Here is a 15,802-nt window from a genome sequence, read left to right on the forward strand (position 1 = left end):
ACACATAAAGGAGAACACATCATGGCAAACATCGGATTCATCGGACTCGGCATCATGGGCGCGCCGATGGCCCAGCACCTCATCGACGGCGGCCACACGCTGTTCGTGAACACCCACGGCAAGACGCCGCGCCAGATCATCGACGCCGGCGCGACGGTGTGCGAAACCGGCCGCGAAGTCGCCGAGAAGTCGGACTTCATCATCGTGATGGTGCCCGACACCCCGGACGTCGAAGCCGTGCTCTTCGCCGCGAACGGCGTCGCAGCGGGCCTCGCCCCGGGCAAGACCGTGATCGACATGAGCTCGATCAGCCCGGTCGCGACCAAGCAGTTCGCGCAGAAGATCAACGATCTCGGCTGCGAATACCTCGACGCGCCGGTCTCGGGCGGCCAGGTCGGCGCGAAGGCTGCGACGCTGTCGATCATGGTCGGGGGCAAGCACTCGACCTTCGAGAAGGCGCTGCCGATCCTGCAGTTGATGGGCAAGAACATCACGCTGGTCGGCAAGAACGGCGACGGCCAGACCTGCAAGGTCGCCAACCAGATCATCGTCGCGCTGAACATCGAGGCGGTTGCCGAGGCGCTGCTCTTCGCCGCGAAGAACGGCGCCGATCCGGCCCGCGTCCGCGAGGCGCTGATGGGCGGCTTCGCCTCGTCACGCATTCTCGAAGTGCATGGCGAGAGGATGATCAAGCGCGCCTTCGATCCGGGCTTCCGCATCGAGCTGCACCAGAAGGATCTGAACCTCGCGCTCACCGTCGCGCGCCAGGTCGGCATGTCGCTGCCGAACACCGCGACTGCGCAGGAACTCTTCAACGCCTGCGCAGCGCATGGCGGCGCCGGCCGCGATCACTCGGCGATGGTGCAGGCGCTGGAGAAGATGGCGAACTTCGAGATCGGCCAGTAAGTGGTTGCTAGCTGATCGCTCCAAGGCAATACGCGTAATACCGGATGTTCCCCGCAGGGCTCGCGGGAGAACATCCGCCCCCCTCGCGGTCAAACACCTCGCCCCTCCCGCATACGGATCCTGCCATGACCACTGAAGACGACATCCGCGCCCTGCTGCGCCAGATGTTCACCGCCGCGGTGGACGCCGCCCAGCCGGAGCGCTGCATTCCGCGCCATCTGCCCCCGGCCCCGAAAGGCCGCACCGTGGTCATCGGCGCCGGCAAGGCGTCCGCCGCGATGGCACAGGCGCTCGAACGCCATTGGCCGGGCGAGTTGTCCGGTCTCGTCGTGACCCGCTACGGCTACGCCGTGCCCTGTGAGCGCATCACGATCGTCGAGGCCGCGCACCCGGTGCCCGACGCCGCCGGCCTCGCCGCCGCGCGGGCGATGCTGGAGACCGCGCAAGGCCTCACCGAAGACGACCTCGTGATCTGCCTGATCTCGGGCGGCGGCTCGGCGCTACTGCCGCTGCCGGCCGAAGGCATCACGCTCGAAGACAAACAGGCGATCAACCGCGCGCTGCTGAAATCCGGCGCGACGATCTCGGAGATGAACTGCGTGCGCCGCCATCTCTCCGCAATCAAGGGCGGCCGTCTCGCCGCCGCCTGCTATCCGGCCCGCGTCGTCAATCTGCTGATCTCGGACGTCCCCGGCGACAACCCGATCGACATTGCTTCCGGCCCCACGGTCGGCGATCCGACCTCCTGCGTCGACGCGCTCGAGATCGTCCGCCGCTATGGCATCGACCTGCCGCTGGCCGCGCAGGCGATGCTCGACAGCGGTGCCGGCGAGACCGTGAAGCCTGGCGATGCCCGCCTCGCCCGCGTGACGACGACGCTCGTCGCGACGCCGCAGATGGCGCTCGAAGCCGCCGCAAAGATCGCCGCCTGTGCCGGCTACACGCCGGTCCTGCTCGGCGACAGCATCGAAGGCGAGGCGCGCGACGTCGGCAAGGTGATGGCCGCGATCGCGCTGCAGGCCCGCCGCCATCGCCAGCCCGTCGCCGCGCCCTGCGTGCTGCTGTCCGGTGGAGAGACCACGGTCACGGTGCGCGGCAACGGCCGGGGCGGGCGCAATGTCGAATTCCTGCTCTCGCTCGCGGTCGCACTCGACGGCGAACCGGGCGTGCATGCGGTTGCGGGCGACACCGACGGCGTCGACGGGCTCGAGGAGATCGCCGGGGCCTTCGTCGCTCCCGACACCTTGCAACGCGCCTGGGCGCAGGGCATCCGCCCGCGCGACAGCCTCGCGAACAACGACGGCCACGGCTTCTTCGAGGCGCTCGGCGACTCGCTCGTGACCGGTCCGACGCTCACCAACGTCAACGATTTCCGCGCCATTCTCATTCGCTGAATGGCGCATTTTTCCTGCATCACGGAGTCACCATGAAGACCATCAAAGCCCTCACCCTCGACGACGTCAAGCGCATTGCCGCTGCCGCTGAAGCCGAGGCCGTCAACAACAAATGGGCAGTCAGCATCGCCGTCTGCGACGCGGGCGGCCACCTGCTGTGGCTTCAGCGCATGGACGGCGCCCCGGTGATGAGCGCGACGATCGCCCCGGACAAGGCCCGCGCCAGCGCCTTGTCCGGCAAGCCCACGAAAGCGCTGGAAGACATGGTCAACGGCGGTCGCTTCGCGGCACTCCACATGCCGGTGGCGACGCTCGAAGGTGCCGAGCCGATCATCATCGACGGCACCGTGATCGGCGCGGTCGGCGTCTCGGGCGTCAAGGCGCCGGAAGACGCGCAGATTGCCCGCGCAGGCATTGCCGCCCTCGCCTAATCAATCTGAAACGTCGGGCGGATAACAATGACTCCCGCCCGACGCGTCTACAGAACAAGGAGGAGACACCCATGAGACGCCACCGCCAGTCGCGCATCCTCGCGACGCTCGGCCCGTCCAGTTCCACCCCCGAGCGCATCCGCGCGCTGGTCGAGGCCGGCGCGGACGTGTTCCGCCTCAACTTCAGCCACGGCAGCCACGCCGACCATGCCGCGCGGCTGGGTCTGATCCGCGACATCGAACGCGAGACGGGCCGCCCGATCGGCGTGCTGATGGACCTTCAGGGGCCGAAGCTGCGCATCGGGACGATCGAAGGCGGCAAGGTGACGCTCGAAAATGGCCGACGCTTCCGGCTTGACCTGGACCCGACGCCCGGCGATGCGACCCGCGCGAATCTGCCGCACCCCGAGATCTTCGCCGCGCTCGAAGCGGGCACCGAACTGCTGCTCGACGACGGCAAGCTGCGCCTGCGCGTCGATGCCTTCGGTCCGGATTTCGCCGACACCACGGTGTTGGTCGGCGGGGCGCTCTCCGACCGCAAGGGCGTGAACGTCCCCGGCGTCGTGCTGCCGATCTCACCGCTGACGGCGAAGGACCGCGCCGACCTCGACTACGGTCTGTCGCTCGGCGTCGACTGGGTGGCGCTGTCCTTCGTGCAGCGCCCCGAAGACATCCGGGAAGCACGCGAGATCATCGGCGAGCGAGCGTGGATTATGGCCAAGCTCGAAAAGCCCTCCGCGATCGAGCGCCTCGACGAGATCGTCGCACTGGCCGACGGCGTCATGGTCGCGCGTGGCGACCTCGGCGTCGAATTGCCGCCCGAGCAGGTGCCGATGCTGCAGAAACGCATCGTGCGCAGCGCACGCGCCGCCGGCCGGCCGGTCGTCGTCGCGACGCAGATGCTCGAATCGATGATCGTGTCGCCGGTGCCGACCCGCGCCGAAGCCTCCGATGTCGCCACCGCGATCTACGACGGCGCCGACGCGGTGATGCTGTCAGCCGAATCGGCCTCCGGCCAGTTCCCGGTCGAAGCGGTGACGATCATGGACCGCATCATCCGCCAGGTCGAACAGGACCCCGCGTGGCGCACGAGCCTGGAAGCGAGCCACGTGCCGCCCGAGTCGAACACGCCGGACGCGATCTGCTGCGCGCTGCGGCGCGTGACGGCGCTCCTCTCGCCGGCCGCAACCGTCGCCTACTCCAGCAGCGGCTTCAGCTGCCTGCGCGCGAGTCGCGAGCGCCCGGCGACGCCGATCCTGGGCCTGACGCCGCAGCTCACGACAGCCCGCCGCCTCGCGCTGGTGTGGGGCGTCCATCCGGTGCCCTTCGAAGACGTCCATGACGTCGCCGAAATGGTCGAGCACGCGCAGACCGCCGCTGTCACCCACGAGTTCGCGCGCCCTGGCGACGACGTCGTCATCATCGCAGGACTCCCCTTCGGCCGCAGCGGCAGCACGAACTTGCTGCACGTCGTGAAGATCCCTCAGTGAAGCATCGTGCCCGCGGCCGCTTCGGCAGTCTCGGGCACTAAGCGCACGTGTCGCCGGTCGACTACATGGGGTAACAGTCTCTCCCGCATCCGCGTCCAAGGAGAACAACATGAAAGACACGGTCACGCTTGCAGCACGCCTGATGATCGCCCTGATCTTCCTCGTCGCCGGCTGGGGCAAGCTCGGTCCCGGCTACGCGGGGGCCCAGCAGTACATGGCGTCGGCCGGGCTACCGGGCATGCTGCTCCCGCTCGTCATAATGACCGAACTCGGCGGCGGGCTGGCCGTCCTGATCGGCCTCTTCACCCGCCTCGCCGCCCTCGCTCTGGCGGGATTCACGGTTCTCGCGGCGCTCTTCTTCCACACCAATTTCGCCGACCAGATGCAGGCCATCATGTTCATGAAGAACATCGCGATGGCCGGCGGGATGCTGCTCCTGGCCGTTCACGGCCCGGGCAGTTACAGTGTCGATGCAACCTTGCTTCATCGAGCCTGATCCCATTGCCGCAGACGTGTCCGACCCCGGCCGCAGCACGCGGCGGCGCGGGACGGGTACGCGCGAGTCCCCCAGCGACCTCCAGGAGGAAATGACGCCGTGACGACGATCCGACTTCTCGCCATGCCGGGCAGCGCCCGCCGCGAATCCCTGAATCGCCGCTTGCTCAAGATTCTCGTCCGCGGGGCCGAACAGGCCGGCGCGACGGTGACGGTTTACGAGCCGCGCGACAACGAGATGCCGCTCTACGACGGCGACCTCGAAGCCGCCGAAGGCATCCCCGCCGCCGCGGCACGCCTGCAGCGCCTGTTCTCCGAGCACCATGGCCTGCTGCTCGCGACACCCGAGTACAACGGCTTCTTTCCGCCGCTCGTGAAGAACACCTTCGACTGGCTGTCGCGCCCGATTCCCGACGGCTCGGGCAAACCCGGCACGATCCATGTCCGCGGCAAGCCTGCCGGCATGGTCGCCGCCTCGCCGGGCGCGCTCGGCGGCATGCGCTCGCTGCAGCACTGCCGGCAATACCTGTCGAACCTCGGCTTCCTCGTCGTTCCCGATCAGGTCGGCGTGCCGAAGGCCGATTCGGCCTTCGATGCCGAGGGCGAACTTGTCGATGCACGGGTGCGCGCTTCGGTCGAAGGCGTCGGCGCGTCGGTTGCGCGGCTTGCGGCCAAGCTCGCGACGGGCGGCTGATCCACCGACACCGGCAGCGCCCCGAAGCGCTGCCGGGCACGTCGCAAGAGCTTCTGCACAGCAGTCCGCCACAGGCTCGCGCAGGAATCCGAAGGCTGGAAAACGGATACGAAATATTCGTGACCGATCGGCGAAGCCTGTGTTACATCTTATTCATGAAACCGCTTACGCCCCGACTCTGCCGCCTCTCGTTGATCGCCCTCACGGCTGCCGCCGCGCTGGCCGCCGGATGCAACCGCCTCACCGTCGAGAACTACGACAAGATCCGCGTCGGCATGCGCTACGAAGAGGTCAAGCAAGTGCTTGGCGCGCCCGACAAGTGCAGCGACGTCCTCGCCGTGAAGACCTGCAAATGGGGCAATGACGAGCGGCACATCCAGGTGAACTTCGTCGCCGACCAGGTCGTGCTGTTCACGTCCGAAAACCTGCGCTAACGCGCTTCCGGGCACTCGCCGGCGGCTCGGGCTTTCACGGCAGACGCCCCCTGCGGCGATGGCGATGATTGTCCGCTTCTCACGGCTTCCGTCGCGGGGCGGAGTCGTCCCCGACCGCGCATTGCCAGCGCGCTGATCGCCAACAACGCAACCGCGATCAGCAGCATGCCGGCGCCCTCGGCGAGCGACGGGCGCTCGCCCAGTTCCATCCATCCGGCCAGCACTCCGATCGCGGGGACTGCGAGCGAGGACAGGCCGGCCATCCCGGCCGGCAAGCGATCGAGCACGTACAGCCACAGCAGCCACGCGAACCCCGTCGCGAGCAGCGCGTTATAGGCGAGTGCACCGATGAAATACGGCGTCACGCGCACCGGCTCCGACGGCACGATCCAGGCGATCGCGCACAGCACGAGCGAACCGAGCAGCATCTGCCACGCGGTCAGCGATAGGAGATCGACTTCCGACCCGGCGCGCAACCGCTTCGCGACGACCGCGCTCGCCGCCCACGCGAAGCCCGCGGCCAGGCCGAGCACGGTGCTCATCGCGCCTCCACGCATCTCCCACGGCTCGAGCACGAGCACCAGCCCTGCCAGTGCGACACCATTCGCGAGCCACTGGGCACCGCGCATGCGCTCGCCAAGGAACATCCACGCCATCGGCATCAGCCAGAAAGGCATCGTGTAGACGAGCACCGCCGTCTTGCCCGCCCCGCCGCTCACGAGCGCCCACTGGATCATCCCCGTGAAGGCCGCCGTCTGCAGCAGGCCCAGCCACAGCGTCGGCAGCGGCGCGACCAGGCGCAGCGAACGGCGTCGGACCGCCAGCACGACAAAGAGCGCCAGCGCGCCGATCAGCGTACGCAGTGCGGAGAAATCGAAGGGCGCGACGTAGCGATTCACCTGCTTCATGACGACCCAGTTGTAGCCCCAGATCACGGACATCAGGATCATCGCGGCGCTGGCGAGAAGTAGGCTTCGGTTGCGATTCATGGAGACGTCGACGGATGCGTAAACGAAAAGGATTGACGAAAGGCTTCACGAAACCGCGCTCGTGAGCGGGCGGCTAACATGTCAGCTGAGACATTATTGTACGCAACTTATCCCATTTTTGCCGACAATCGTTCTAAAACCGTAAATGCAGGCCGCGGTTGACTGACGCGCACCGTTTCGAGGCCCCAACTTGGACATCTGCGCACATTATCGGTGCGCTTTCCAAGACCGGATGCACCAGTACCGTGCTTTCAGCGCCGCATTTTCGTGCATCAAATTTGTAACTATTTGATTTTACAAACTTCGAAATCTGGCACATCCATTGCTTTTATGCACCAGTTCAGCCACTGGAGCACATTAATGGAGCAGTTCAAGACCTCAGCGGACGTCCTTTTCGTGTTGCTGGGCGCCATCATGGTGCTCGCAATGCACGCCGGCTTCGCCTTCCTCGAAGTCGGGACCGTCCGCAATAAGAACCAAGTCAACGCGCTGGTGAAGATCCTCAGCGACTTCGCAATGTCCACCGTCGCCTACTTCGCCATCGGCTACGGCCTCGCGTACGGCACGACCTTCTTCGTCGGCGCGGACAAGCTCGTGGCGGACTCGGGCTACGAACTGGTCAAGTTCTTCTTCCTGCTGACCTTTGCCGCCGCGATCCCGGCGATCATCTCGGGCGGCATCGCCGAGCGCGCGCGCTTCGTGCCGCAGCTCATCGCCACCTTTTTCATCGTCGGCTTCCTCTACCCCTTCTTCGAAGGCGTGATCTGGAACGGCAACTTCGGCTTCCAGGGCTGGTTGGAAGCGGCCTTCGGCGCCAAGTTCCACGACTTCGCGGGCAGCATCGTCGTGCATGCCTTCGGTGGCTGGATCGCGCTGCCCGCCGTGCTGCTGCTCGGCGCCCGCCGCGGCCGCTACCACAAGAACGGCGCCATCGCCGCGCATCCGCCGTCAAGCATCCCCTTCCTCGCGCTCGGCGCCTGGATCCTCGCGGTGGGCTGGTTCGGCTTCAACGTGATGAGCGCGCAGCGCCTGGAAACCGCCAACGGCCTCGTCGCGATCAACTCGCTGATGGCGATGGTCGGCGGCACGCTCGCCGCACTCGCCGCCGGACGCAACGACCCGGGCTTCGTGCATAACGGCCCGCTCGCCGGCCTCGTCGCCGTCTGCGCCGGCTCCGACCTGATGCACCCGATTGGTGCGCTCGTCGTCGGCGCGATCGCCGGTGTGCTCTTCGTGCAACTCTTCACCATCGCCCAGAACCGCCTGAAGATCGACGACGTGCTCGGCGTGTGGCCGCTGCACGGCTTGTGCGGCACTTGGGGCGGCATCGCCGCCGGCATCTTCGGCAGCCAGTCGCTCGGGGGTATCGGCGGCGTCAGCCTCGGCGCGCAGATCGTCGGCACGCTCGCCGGCATTGTCATCGCGCTGGTTGGCGGCACGGTGATCTACGGCGCCATTCGTGCGACCGTCGGCATCCGCCTCGACCCGGAACAGGAGTTCATGGGCGCCGATATCTCGCTGCACAAGGTGTCGGCAACGGCGGAACACGAGACCTCTTGGTGAGTCGTCTCGAAAACGACCGCTGAGTCGATCTGACGAAAATGGCGCGGCCTCGGTCGCGCCATTTTCTTTATGGCGGCCGAAAAACGCCTATCATTCGCCGACGCTGCCTAAACGCCCCACGGCCCGCTTCATGCAACTCGATATGTTCGCCGACAGCCGCGGCGTCATCCTCCGCCACAAGCTTATCGACACACTGCGCGCCCGCGACGCGGCGGCCGGCCGCAGGGCCCGCGCGCGGCTCGCCGCTGAGTATCCGCAGGACGCACTGCTTGGCCCCGCGGCAGTCCTGCTCGGCCAGATCGGGCGCCGTCGGCGGCCGGTTGCCGACACGGCGGCCGCGCAGGCGGCGGTCGAGCTCATCGACCACGAAGTCGCTCCCGCTGCCGTGCAGGTGTTCGGCCCCGCAAAGGGCGACGAATGGCTGGCGCCGCTGTGGTCCGCGCTCGCCGCGGCGCTGTCGGCGCTGCCCTTCGATCCCGAATTCCCCGATGCGCACGCGGCGAGCGTCCTTCTCCGCATGCGCCAGTGGCAGCGGGCGCGCGCCGCCGTCGAAACGATAACGTCATGGCGCAGCTTCCCGCGGCCGCTGGCATGGATGGGCCGGATCGCGTTCGAACTTGACGGCCTGGAAGCGGCCTGGCCGCTGCTGGCCGAGCTCGCATGGCTCGCTCCGGCGGACTTCGCGGTCCTCGCGCGGGGGATCGCCTCGCCCTCGCTGGCGCGCTTGCTGCGCGACTTCGACCGCCACTTCGACGCCGGCGACGACAGCGAATTCGCGTGGTTTCCCGCCTGGGCTCAGCTCTCCGACCCCGGCCTCGGAGCGGCGCTGCACGACGCCCGGACCTCGCCGAACGGGCCCGCGGAACAGGCCGCTCGGGTCGTCATGCAGCTGCAGAATCTGGAGCGCCAGGGCCGCCAGTACGAAGTCGCCGCCAAGCAGAAGGCCTTGCGCGCCCTGCATGAGGAATTGTTCGCGCGTTACATGGCGACCCGAGGGTAAGGCCGGGCGAGAGGGCTGCCGCCAAGTCGCCGCATGAGTTTGGGGCGACGTGTGCGTCGTCGAAACTCAGTCCCAGGCTAGGCCGGAGATCCGGTGCTCGATGCCGGCTTTTGCTCGCCTGCGTGGGCAAGGAAGAAGCGCAGCATCTCCTTCGTGGCGTCCGGTCCTTGTGGATCGGTATAAGAGCCGTGCGCGCTGCCGCCGGACCACGCATGACCCGCGCCATGTATCGTCCAGTGCTCGACCTGCGGCGCGCCCTCCGCATGGTGATACGTCGTGCGCGTATAGGCGCGGCCGCTCGGCACCTGGCCGCGTTGCACATTGGCCCGCGGCTTCGCGCCCGCGCCCGAGGAGCCGGGGCGTGCGGCGGACGCCACGCACTGTCCGATCACCTGCTCGCCATTGCGCGGATGAACCGTCGTGTCCCGGTCGCCGTGGAAGACGATGATCGGCACCGGCCGCGAGGCGGCGGATGCCGGCGCAGCAGTTCGCTTGCTCCCCTGCTGCATAGCTGCGAGTGCCGACGGCAGGTCATGCGCCGCGCCGTGCGGCAAGCCGGAATGGACGCCGGCCGCGGCGTACAGATCGGGATAGGTCGTCGCCATCGTCATCGCCATTGCCCCGCCCGCCGAGAGGCCGGCAACGTAGATACGCCCCGCGTCGACCTTGTAGCTCGCAGCGATCTCGCGCGTCATGCCCGCGATCAGCGACGGCTCGCCGCGGCCCGCTTGCTGGTCCGAAGGCTTGAACCAGTTCCAGCATTTCGAAGGGTTCGCGCCTGCCGATTGCGCTGGATAGAGCACGAGGCAGGGTTCCTTCTCGGCCAGTTCGTTCATCCGCGTACCGGCCGCGAAATCGTCGGGGTTCTGCGTGCAGCCATGCAGCATGACGACTAGCGGCAAGGCTTGGCCGTGGTAGCCGCTCGGCACGTAGAGTTTGTAGCTGCGCGTGCCGGCCGGATTCGTGAAGGAGCCGGTGATGAAGCGCGCGCCGTCGGGCAGCGCATCCGGCACCCCGCCGCCGATGTCGGGCTCGAACACAGGCAAGGGGCCACGAAACTTGAACAGCTTTTCATGCAGTGCCGCTCCGAGCCCCGAGGCAGGCGCGAATGGCTGCCTTGCGGCCGGGCCGGATGCCAGTGCAGCGTCATCGCAGTCGCGCTGGGCGGGCCGCTCGTCGGGGTCGGCGATGAAGGGGCCGATGTCGACGACGCGGCAGCTGCCTTCGAGTGCCGGCTCGGCAGCCTGGCTAGTGTCCGACCTGCGCGCGCTCTCGCCACGCGCCGCAAACGGCGGAACGATTCCGCCGCCCAACGCGCGCTGGATCAGCGCGGTCGCTTCCGCCAGTTGCCCGGCACGCGTCAGCCGCGTGGCTTCGAGCAGGTCGGGATTGAGTCTCGCGTTCATTGCTTGAATCTCCTTGTGGGCCGCGATCGCAGTCACTTGATTCGATCACCCAGCGCCGCCTTGACCGCTGCGCTGGCGTGCAGCGCGCCGAGCACGGCGATCGAGTCGATCGTCGCCAGCGCGAGTTCGGGGGTTACGTCGGCCGCGATACTCGCGAGACCGAGCACCTGGATTTCCAGCCGCTCACCGGCTGCCTGCACCGCCTCCAGGTCCCGGCGCGTGTAATGCTGCAGCCCGAGGACGAAGGCCTTGCGGGCCACGGTGTCGCGGATGACTTCGTTATGCGCGGCGAGCTGATTGCGGATCGCCGTGCGGATGAGGTCGGTTCGGTTCGAATAAAAACCCTCCTGTACCAATAGATCGATCTGCCCGAGGTCCACGACGCCCAGGTTGATCGTGATCTTCTCGGTCGTATCGCCCGCTTTCGGACGCAGTTCGTGCACGCTCATGACCATCTCCTCGCCATCCACAAACCATCCATTTACCATCCATGTGGATGTTAGTCTGGATCATCGGCGCGGGAAGTCAAGGCCTTTTGTTGAACGAAAGGCCTTGAAGGAAGACGGGATGGGCGCCGGCAACCCTCGTGGAGGGCCAGCCGGGCCGGGAGTCAGGCGAGGTCGGCGAAAGCGGCTGCCGTTAGGGGCGGCGCTGCCTCAGCGCCACATGGCCCGCATGCGCGCAGCGAGATCGACCGCCGTGGCGGGGGCGGCCGCGCTCCCCTCCTCGCCCGGTTTCGCAGGGGGCCACGCCAGGTTCTCGAAATGCGACACGATCGAGTTCGGGATGAAGCGGCTGCGGCTGCCGTAGACGTGGCGGTCGCCCATGCGGGACTGGCCGGAAGTGTAGAAGCGCTGCGGCACGATGAGGTCGAGATGGTCCTTGGCGCGCGTCATCGCGACGTAGAGCAGGCGCCGCTCCTCCTCGATCTCCTCACTGCTGCCGGTCGCGAGGTCCGACGGCAGACAGCCGTCCACGACGTTGAGGATGGTGACGGCACCCCATTCGCGCCCCTTCGCCGAGTGGATCGTCGAAAGATTCAGATAGTCCTCGTCGAGGAGCGGCACGCCGGCCTGGTCGCTCGTCGCATCGGGCGGGTCGAGCGTGAGCTCGGTGAGGAAGCGTTCGAGGCTCGGGTAGGTCGCGGCGATGCGCGCGAGCTGGTCGATGTCCCCCTGGCGGATCTGCGCGTCGTCGTAGATCCGCGCGATGGGCTCTTCGTACCAGCGGCAGACCGCTTCGAAAGTCGCGGGCCAGGGCGCGCTGCGTTGCGCAAGGTTCTCGACGAGCGTCACGAGTTCCTGCCAGCCCTGGGACGCACCTTCTGGCACGGGCTGCTCGGCAAGGAGCGCGCAGCCCGGCGCCGCGCCCGCGACGTTGTCGAGCACGCGCGCGGCGGTCTTCGGGCCGATGCCGGCAAGGAGTTGCAGCGCGCGGAAGCCGGCGACGCGGTCTCGCGGGTTCTGCGCCCAGCGCAGCACCGCCAGCACGTCTTTCACGTGCGCAGCTTCTAGGAATTTCAGCCCGCCGAACTTCACATAGGGGATGTTGCGCCGCGTGAGTTCCACCTCCAGCCGCGCGCTGTGGTGCGAGGCGCGGAAGAGCACCGCCTGGGACTTGAGCTTCATGCCGGCTTCGCGCCGCTCGAGCGCCTGCTCGACGATGAAGTTGGCCTGGTCGGCGTCGTCCTTCACCGTCACGAGGCGCGGGCGCTGCGAGGACTGGCGCTCGCTCCACAAGTCCTTCGTGAAACGTTCCTTCGCCCGGGCGATGACGGCGTTGGCGGCGGCGAGGATGGGCTGGGTCGAGCGGTAGTTGCGGTCGAGCGTCACCTGCCGCGCGGGCGGCGTGAAGCGGCCGGGGAAGTCGAGGATGTTGCGCACCGTCGCGCCGCGGAAGGCGTAGATCGACTGGGCGTCGTCGCCGACCACCGTCAGCCCGCGGCCTTCGGGTTTGAGCGCGTGCAGGATCGAGGCCTGCAGGCGATTCGTGTCCTGGTATTCGTCGACGAGGATGTGCGTGAAGCGCTCGCCGAGCTCCTGCGCGAGCGCGGGCTCGGCGACCATCTGCGACCAGTAGAGCAGCAGGTCGTCGTAGTCGAGCACCTGCTGCGCCTGCTTGGCCTCGACGTAGCCGAGGAAGAGCTGTTGCAGCTCCGCCTGCCACATCGCGCACCAGGGGAAGGACTGCAGCAGCAGTGCAGCCATTTCCGCCTGCGTATTCACCGCCGCCGAATAGATCGAAAGACAGGTGCCCTTCATCGGGAAGCGCTTGTTCTTCGCCGAAAAGCCGAGCTCGTGTCGCACGATGTTCATCAGGTCCGCCGAGTCCTCGCGGTCGTGGATCGTGAAGCCCGGATCGAGGCCGATGCGGCCCGCGTAGTCGCGCAGCAGCTTCGCGCCGACACTGTGGAAAGTACCCGCCCACGGCAGCTCGACTTCGCCCGTCCCCGGCCGCCCCGCTGTCGCCTGACCGACGATGCGCGTGACGCGCCGGATCATCTCGTCGGCGGCGCGGCGCGAGAAGGTCAGCAGCAGGATGCGCGACGGGTCCGCGCCATGGACGATCAGGTGTGCAACGCGATGGGCAAGCGTGTTGGTCTTGCCCGAGCCCGCGCCGGCGATCACCAGCAGCGCGCCATCGTCGGGCGCCGCCGCCTCGCCGACCGCGTAGCGGACCGCCTCGCGTTGGGCGTCGTTGAGACGGGACAGGTAATGGGCCGTTTGGACTTCGTCGTCGGCTTGGTCGATGCGGGACATGGAATGCGGGATATGGACTGCGGAGAGCTGCGGGAAAAACGGACGACGCGGGAGGCAATACGACTTTGAGTATATTTATATACAGTCTTCCCCCTCGGGGCAAGCGCCCGCTGTCCGGCACCTCAGTCACGCAACCCATGCCCCGCCGTGTGACGCACATCAACGCAGCCGCCCCGTCATGGCGTTAAGCTGAAAACGTAACAAGGGCCGCTCGGAGACCGCAATGAACATCACTTTTTATGGGGCGACCCGTGAAGTCACGGGCTCCTGCTTCCTCGTCCAGACTGGGCGCCATCGGATACTGGTCGAGTGCGGACTGATCCAGGGCAGTCACGAACACGAGCGTCACAACCGCGCGCCCTTCCCCTTCTCGCCCAGGGACATCGACGCGGTGGTCCTCACGCATGCGCACCTGGACCATTCCGGGCGCCTGCCGCTGCTCGTGAAGCAAGGTTTCAAGGGGCCGATCTTCACGCACCGCGCGACTGCCGACCTTTGCGCGATCCTGCTGGAGGACGCGGCTTACCTGCAGGAAAGGGAAGCCGAGTGGGAGCGTCGAAAGAGGAAGTCCCACAATCAGGCGGACATCGAGCCGCTCTACGACGCGGACGACGTGCGGCGGGCCGTGAAGTGTTTCGTTCCCCTCGAGTACCGCACGCCGACCGAGATCCTGAGCGGCGTCGGGCTGACGCTCCTCGATGCCGGCCACATTCTTGGTTCGAGCATCGTCGAGTTGAAGTTGGGCGACGGTGAGCGCGCCCGCACCGTCATCTTCTCCGGCGACCTGGGCCATCGTGACGCGCCGATCCTGTGCGACCCCGAAACGGTCGACAAGGCCGACCTGGTGGTGATGGAAAGCACTTATGGCGACCGCCTGCATCGGCCGTGGTCGGAGACCTGGGCGGAAATCGGCGAAATCATTCGCAGCGCCGATAGCGGCCGGGGCAATATCCTGATCCCCGCCTTCGCGGTCGGCCGCACCCAGGAACTCCTCTACGCGTTTCATCAGCACTTCGACGATTGGAAACTGGGCAACTGGCAGATCTTTCTCGACAGCCCGCTGGCGAACCGCGCGACCGAGGTGTACGCGCGTCACGACGAGGTCTACGACGTCGACGCCCTCCGGTGGCAGGCGAAGGGCGCCGCACCGCTGGAGCTGCCGAACCTCAAGGTCAGCCGCAGCACCGAGGATTCGATGCGAATCAACGAGATCAGCTCGGGCGCGATCATCATTGCCGGAAGCGGGATGTGCACAGGCGGCCGGATCCGGTATCACCTGAAGTACAACGTCTGGCGGGAAAACGCCCATGTCCTGATCGCCGGCTTCCAGGCTGCGGGCACGACCGGCCGGGCGCTCGTCGACGGGGCGCGGCATATCCACCTGTGGGGCGACGAGGTCGAGGTCAAAGCGCGCATCCACACGGTCGGCGGCCTCTCCGCCCATGCGGATCAGGACGGTCTCGTCCAGTGGTACGGCCGGATCAAGGGCCGGCCACCCGTCGTCCTCGTCCACGGCGAACCGCAGGCGATGGACGCGCTGCAACAGCGGCTGCAGGCGAGCTTCCACGCGACGGTGACGGAGGCCGCCTACATGCAGACCATCCCCCTGTGATCCCGGCCGCCGCGATTCAAGGCGTACTTGAGCCCTCGTCCTGCGCGGGGTCGTAGGGGACGACGTTCTCCTGTTCGGCCGGATCGTTGCGGGCGACGATCGCGCGCGCCGGCAGGCTGTCGCTGAGGTTGATCGCCTGGTGCGGGACATCCGGCGGAATGAAGAGGAATTCGCCCGCGCTCGTCACGACGCGTTCGGTGAGGCCCGGACCGTAGCGCGTCTCGACGCTGCCTTCGAGCACGTAGATCCCGGTCTCGTAGCCGCGGTGACTATGCGCGGCCGCGACACCGCCGGGCGGGATGACGACCATGTGCATCGACAACCCGCGGCTGCCGACGGTCTCGCCGGAAATCCCGACGAAATACGGCAGGCGCTGGCGGGTGAGGACTTCGCGGTCGGGGCGGACAGCGGCGACGGTGGGGGTGGATGGGGTGTTGTGACTCGGCATGGAGCTCTCCTGCCCGGCACTGCGGCACATCGGCCGCGACTCCATCAGCGTAGTCAAAAAAAGCCGGCTCGGTGGATTGCTGGGTGACAGCCGAGTCACCGAGCCGGATCAAACTTCGGCGCCCTGAGGGAGGAGAGTGCAAAACGGGCGCCGAAGGTCGAGAGGGGGAATCAGAGGGTCG

At 67.2% G+C, this 15,802-nt stretch carries 15 protein-coding genes; 10 read left to right on the forward strand and 5 right to left on the reverse strand.

Going from position 1 to position 15,802, the window contains the following annotated elements; genetic code table 11:
* The first annotated feature begins 21 nt into the window (after window positions 1–21).
* The 7 genes from VJ673_RS15815 (at window position 22) to VJ673_RS15845 (ending at window position 5,844) form a co-directional block, all read left to right on the forward strand.
* A complete protein-coding gene (locus VJ673_RS15815) occupies window positions 22–906 on the forward strand; it encodes a 2-hydroxy-3-oxopropionate reductase (protein ID WP_324127100.1) in 885 nt (294 codons plus the stop codon).
* Between the two features lie 125 nt (window positions 907–1,031).
* Window positions 1,032–2,300: a glycerate kinase type-2 family protein gene (locus tag VJ673_RS15820; RefSeq protein ID WP_324127101.1), complete on the forward strand. Its 1,269-nt coding sequence runs from the start codon at window positions 1,032–1,034 to the stop codon at window positions 2,298–2,300.
* 32 nt (window positions 2,301–2,332) lie between these two features.
* On the forward strand, window positions 2,333–2,731 hold the full coding sequence (locus tag VJ673_RS15825) for a GlcG/HbpS family heme-binding protein (protein ID WP_324127102.1): 399 nt from the start codon (window positions 2,333–2,335) through the stop codon (window positions 2,729–2,731).
* Window positions 2,732–2,802: 71 nt separating this feature from the next.
* Complete coding sequence (pyk, locus tag VJ673_RS15830) at window positions 2,803–4,221, forward strand: pyruvate kinase (RefSeq protein ID WP_324127103.1); 1,419 nt, start codon at window positions 2,803–2,805, stop codon at window positions 4,219–4,221.
* Between the two features lie 109 nt (window positions 4,222–4,330).
* On the forward strand, window positions 4,331–4,717 hold the full coding sequence (locus VJ673_RS15835; RefSeq protein WP_324127104.1) for a DoxX family protein: 387 nt from the start codon (window positions 4,331–4,333) through the stop codon (window positions 4,715–4,717).
* Window positions 4,718–4,816: 99 nt separating this feature from the next.
* The gene (locus VJ673_RS15840; RefSeq protein ID WP_324127105.1) at window positions 4,817–5,410 is read left to right on the forward strand and encodes an NADPH-dependent FMN reductase; all 594 of its coding nucleotides are present in this window, start codon (window positions 4,817–4,819) and stop codon (window positions 5,408–5,410) included.
* 155 nt (window positions 5,411–5,565) lie between these two features.
* On the forward strand, window positions 5,566–5,844 hold the full coding sequence (locus VJ673_RS15845; protein WP_324127106.1) for a hypothetical protein: 279 nt from the start codon (window positions 5,566–5,568) through the stop codon (window positions 5,842–5,844).
* Here the strand turns inward: VJ673_RS15845 and VJ673_RS15850 are convergent.
* Window positions 5,841–6,833, reverse strand: coding sequence for a DMT family transporter (locus VJ673_RS15850; RefSeq protein ID WP_324127107.1), 993 nt, complete (start codon window positions 6,831–6,833; stop codon window positions 5,841–5,843). The two genes, VJ673_RS15845 and VJ673_RS15850, sit on opposite strands and share 4 nt — an antisense overlap.
* Before the next feature lie 360 nt (window positions 6,834–7,193).
* Here VJ673_RS15850 and VJ673_RS15855 point away from each other — a divergent pair, with 360 nt between their 5' ends.
* Complete coding sequence (locus VJ673_RS15855) at window positions 7,194–8,396, forward strand: ammonium transporter (RefSeq protein ID WP_324127108.1); 1,203 nt, start codon at window positions 7,194–7,196, stop codon at window positions 8,394–8,396.
* Between the two features lie 130 nt (window positions 8,397–8,526).
* The gene (locus VJ673_RS15860) at window positions 8,527–9,396 is read left to right on the forward strand and encodes a hypothetical protein (protein WP_324127109.1); all 870 of its coding nucleotides are present in this window, start codon (window positions 8,527–8,529) and stop codon (window positions 9,394–9,396) included.
* Between the two features lie 77 nt (window positions 9,397–9,473).
* Here VJ673_RS15860 and VJ673_RS15865 read toward each other — a convergent pair whose 3' ends face one another.
* The 3 genes from VJ673_RS15865 to VJ673_RS15875 form a co-directional block, all read right to left on the reverse strand.
* Window positions 9,474–10,802 carry an extracellular catalytic domain type 1 short-chain-length polyhydroxyalkanoate depolymerase gene (locus tag VJ673_RS15865; protein ID WP_324127110.1) on the reverse strand — a complete coding sequence of 443 codons (1,329 nt, stop codon included), beginning with the start codon at window positions 10,800–10,802 and terminating at the stop codon, window positions 9,474–9,476.
* 32 nt (window positions 10,803–10,834) lie between these two features.
* Window positions 10,835–11,251: a CopG family transcriptional regulator gene (locus VJ673_RS15870; RefSeq protein WP_324127111.1), complete on the reverse strand. Its 417-nt coding sequence runs from the start codon at window positions 11,249–11,251 to the stop codon at window positions 10,835–10,837.
* 207 nt (window positions 11,252–11,458) lie between these two features.
* Window positions 11,459–13,561, reverse strand: coding sequence for an ATP-dependent helicase (locus VJ673_RS15875; protein WP_324127112.1), 2,103 nt, complete (start codon window positions 13,559–13,561; stop codon window positions 11,459–11,461).
* Between the two features lie 223 nt (window positions 13,562–13,784).
* Between VJ673_RS15875 and VJ673_RS15880 the strand changes: the two genes are divergently transcribed.
* Window positions 13,785–15,173 (forward strand): MBL fold metallo-hydrolase, encoded by a 1,389-nt coding sequence (locus tag VJ673_RS15880; protein ID WP_324127113.1) that lies wholly within the window; start codon window positions 13,785–13,787, stop codon window positions 15,171–15,173.
* Between the two features lie 16 nt (window positions 15,174–15,189).
* On the opposite strand, the gene VJ673_RS15885 is transcribed toward VJ673_RS15880, so the two are convergent.
* The gene (locus tag VJ673_RS15885) at window positions 15,190–15,621 is read right to left on the reverse strand and encodes a cupin domain-containing protein (protein ID WP_324127114.1); all 432 of its coding nucleotides are present in this window, start codon (window positions 15,619–15,621) and stop codon (window positions 15,190–15,192) included.
* Window positions 15,622–15,802 lie beyond the last annotated feature (181 nt).

It is taken from the genome of Aromatoleum sp. (assembly GCF_035254505.1).
Classification (GTDB): Bacteria; Pseudomonadota; Gammaproteobacteria; order Burkholderiales; family Rhodocyclaceae; genus Aromatoleum.

Bases quoted from the DNA above. Each gene is read 5' to 3' on its own strand.
- VJ673_RS15815 (WP_324127100.1), top strand. From the start codon at position 22: ATGGCAAACATCGGATTCATCGGACTCGGCATCATGGGCGCGCCGATG.
- VJ673_RS15820 (WP_324127101.1), top strand. From the start codon at position 1,032: ATGACCACTGAAGACGACATCCGCGCCCTGCTGCGCCAGATGTTCACC.
- VJ673_RS15825 (WP_324127102.1), top strand. From the start codon at position 2,333: ATGAAGACCATCAAAGCCCTCACCCTCGACGACGTCAAGCGCATTGCC.
- pyk (WP_324127103.1), top strand. From the start codon at position 2,803: ATGAGACGCCACCGCCAGTCGCGCATCCTCGCGACGCTCGGCCCGTCC.
- VJ673_RS15835 (WP_324127104.1), top strand. From the start codon at position 4,331: ATGAAAGACACGGTCACGCTTGCAGCACGCCTGATGATCGCCCTGATC.
- VJ673_RS15845 (WP_324127106.1), top strand. From the start codon at position 5,566: ATGAAACCGCTTACGCCCCGACTCTGCCGCCTCTCGTTGATCGCCCTC.
- VJ673_RS15850 (WP_324127107.1), bottom strand. From the start codon at position 6,833: ATGAATCGCAACCGAAGCCTACTTCTCGCCAGCGCCGCGATGATCCTG.
- VJ673_RS15855 (WP_324127108.1), top strand. From the start codon at position 7,194: ATGGAGCAGTTCAAGACCTCAGCGGACGTCCTTTTCGTGTTGCTGGGC.
- VJ673_RS15860 (WP_324127109.1), top strand. From the start codon at position 8,527: ATGCAACTCGATATGTTCGCCGACAGCCGCGGCGTCATCCTCCGCCAC.
- VJ673_RS15865 (WP_324127110.1), bottom strand. From the start codon at position 10,802: ATGAACGCGAGACTCAATCCCGACCTGCTCGAAGCCACGCGGCTGACG.
- VJ673_RS15870 (WP_324127111.1), bottom strand. From the start codon at position 11,251: ATGAGCGTGCACGAACTGCGTCCGAAAGCGGGCGATACGACCGAGAAG.
- VJ673_RS15875 (WP_324127112.1), bottom strand. From the start codon at position 13,561: ATGTCCCGCATCGACCAAGCCGACGACGAAGTCCAAACGGCCCATTAC.
- VJ673_RS15880 (WP_324127113.1), top strand. From the start codon at position 13,785: ATGAACATCACTTTTTATGGGGCGACCCGTGAAGTCACGGGCTCCTGC.
- VJ673_RS15885 (WP_324127114.1), bottom strand. From the start codon at position 15,621: ATGCCGAGTCACAACACCCCATCCACCCCCACCGTCGCCGCTGTCCGC.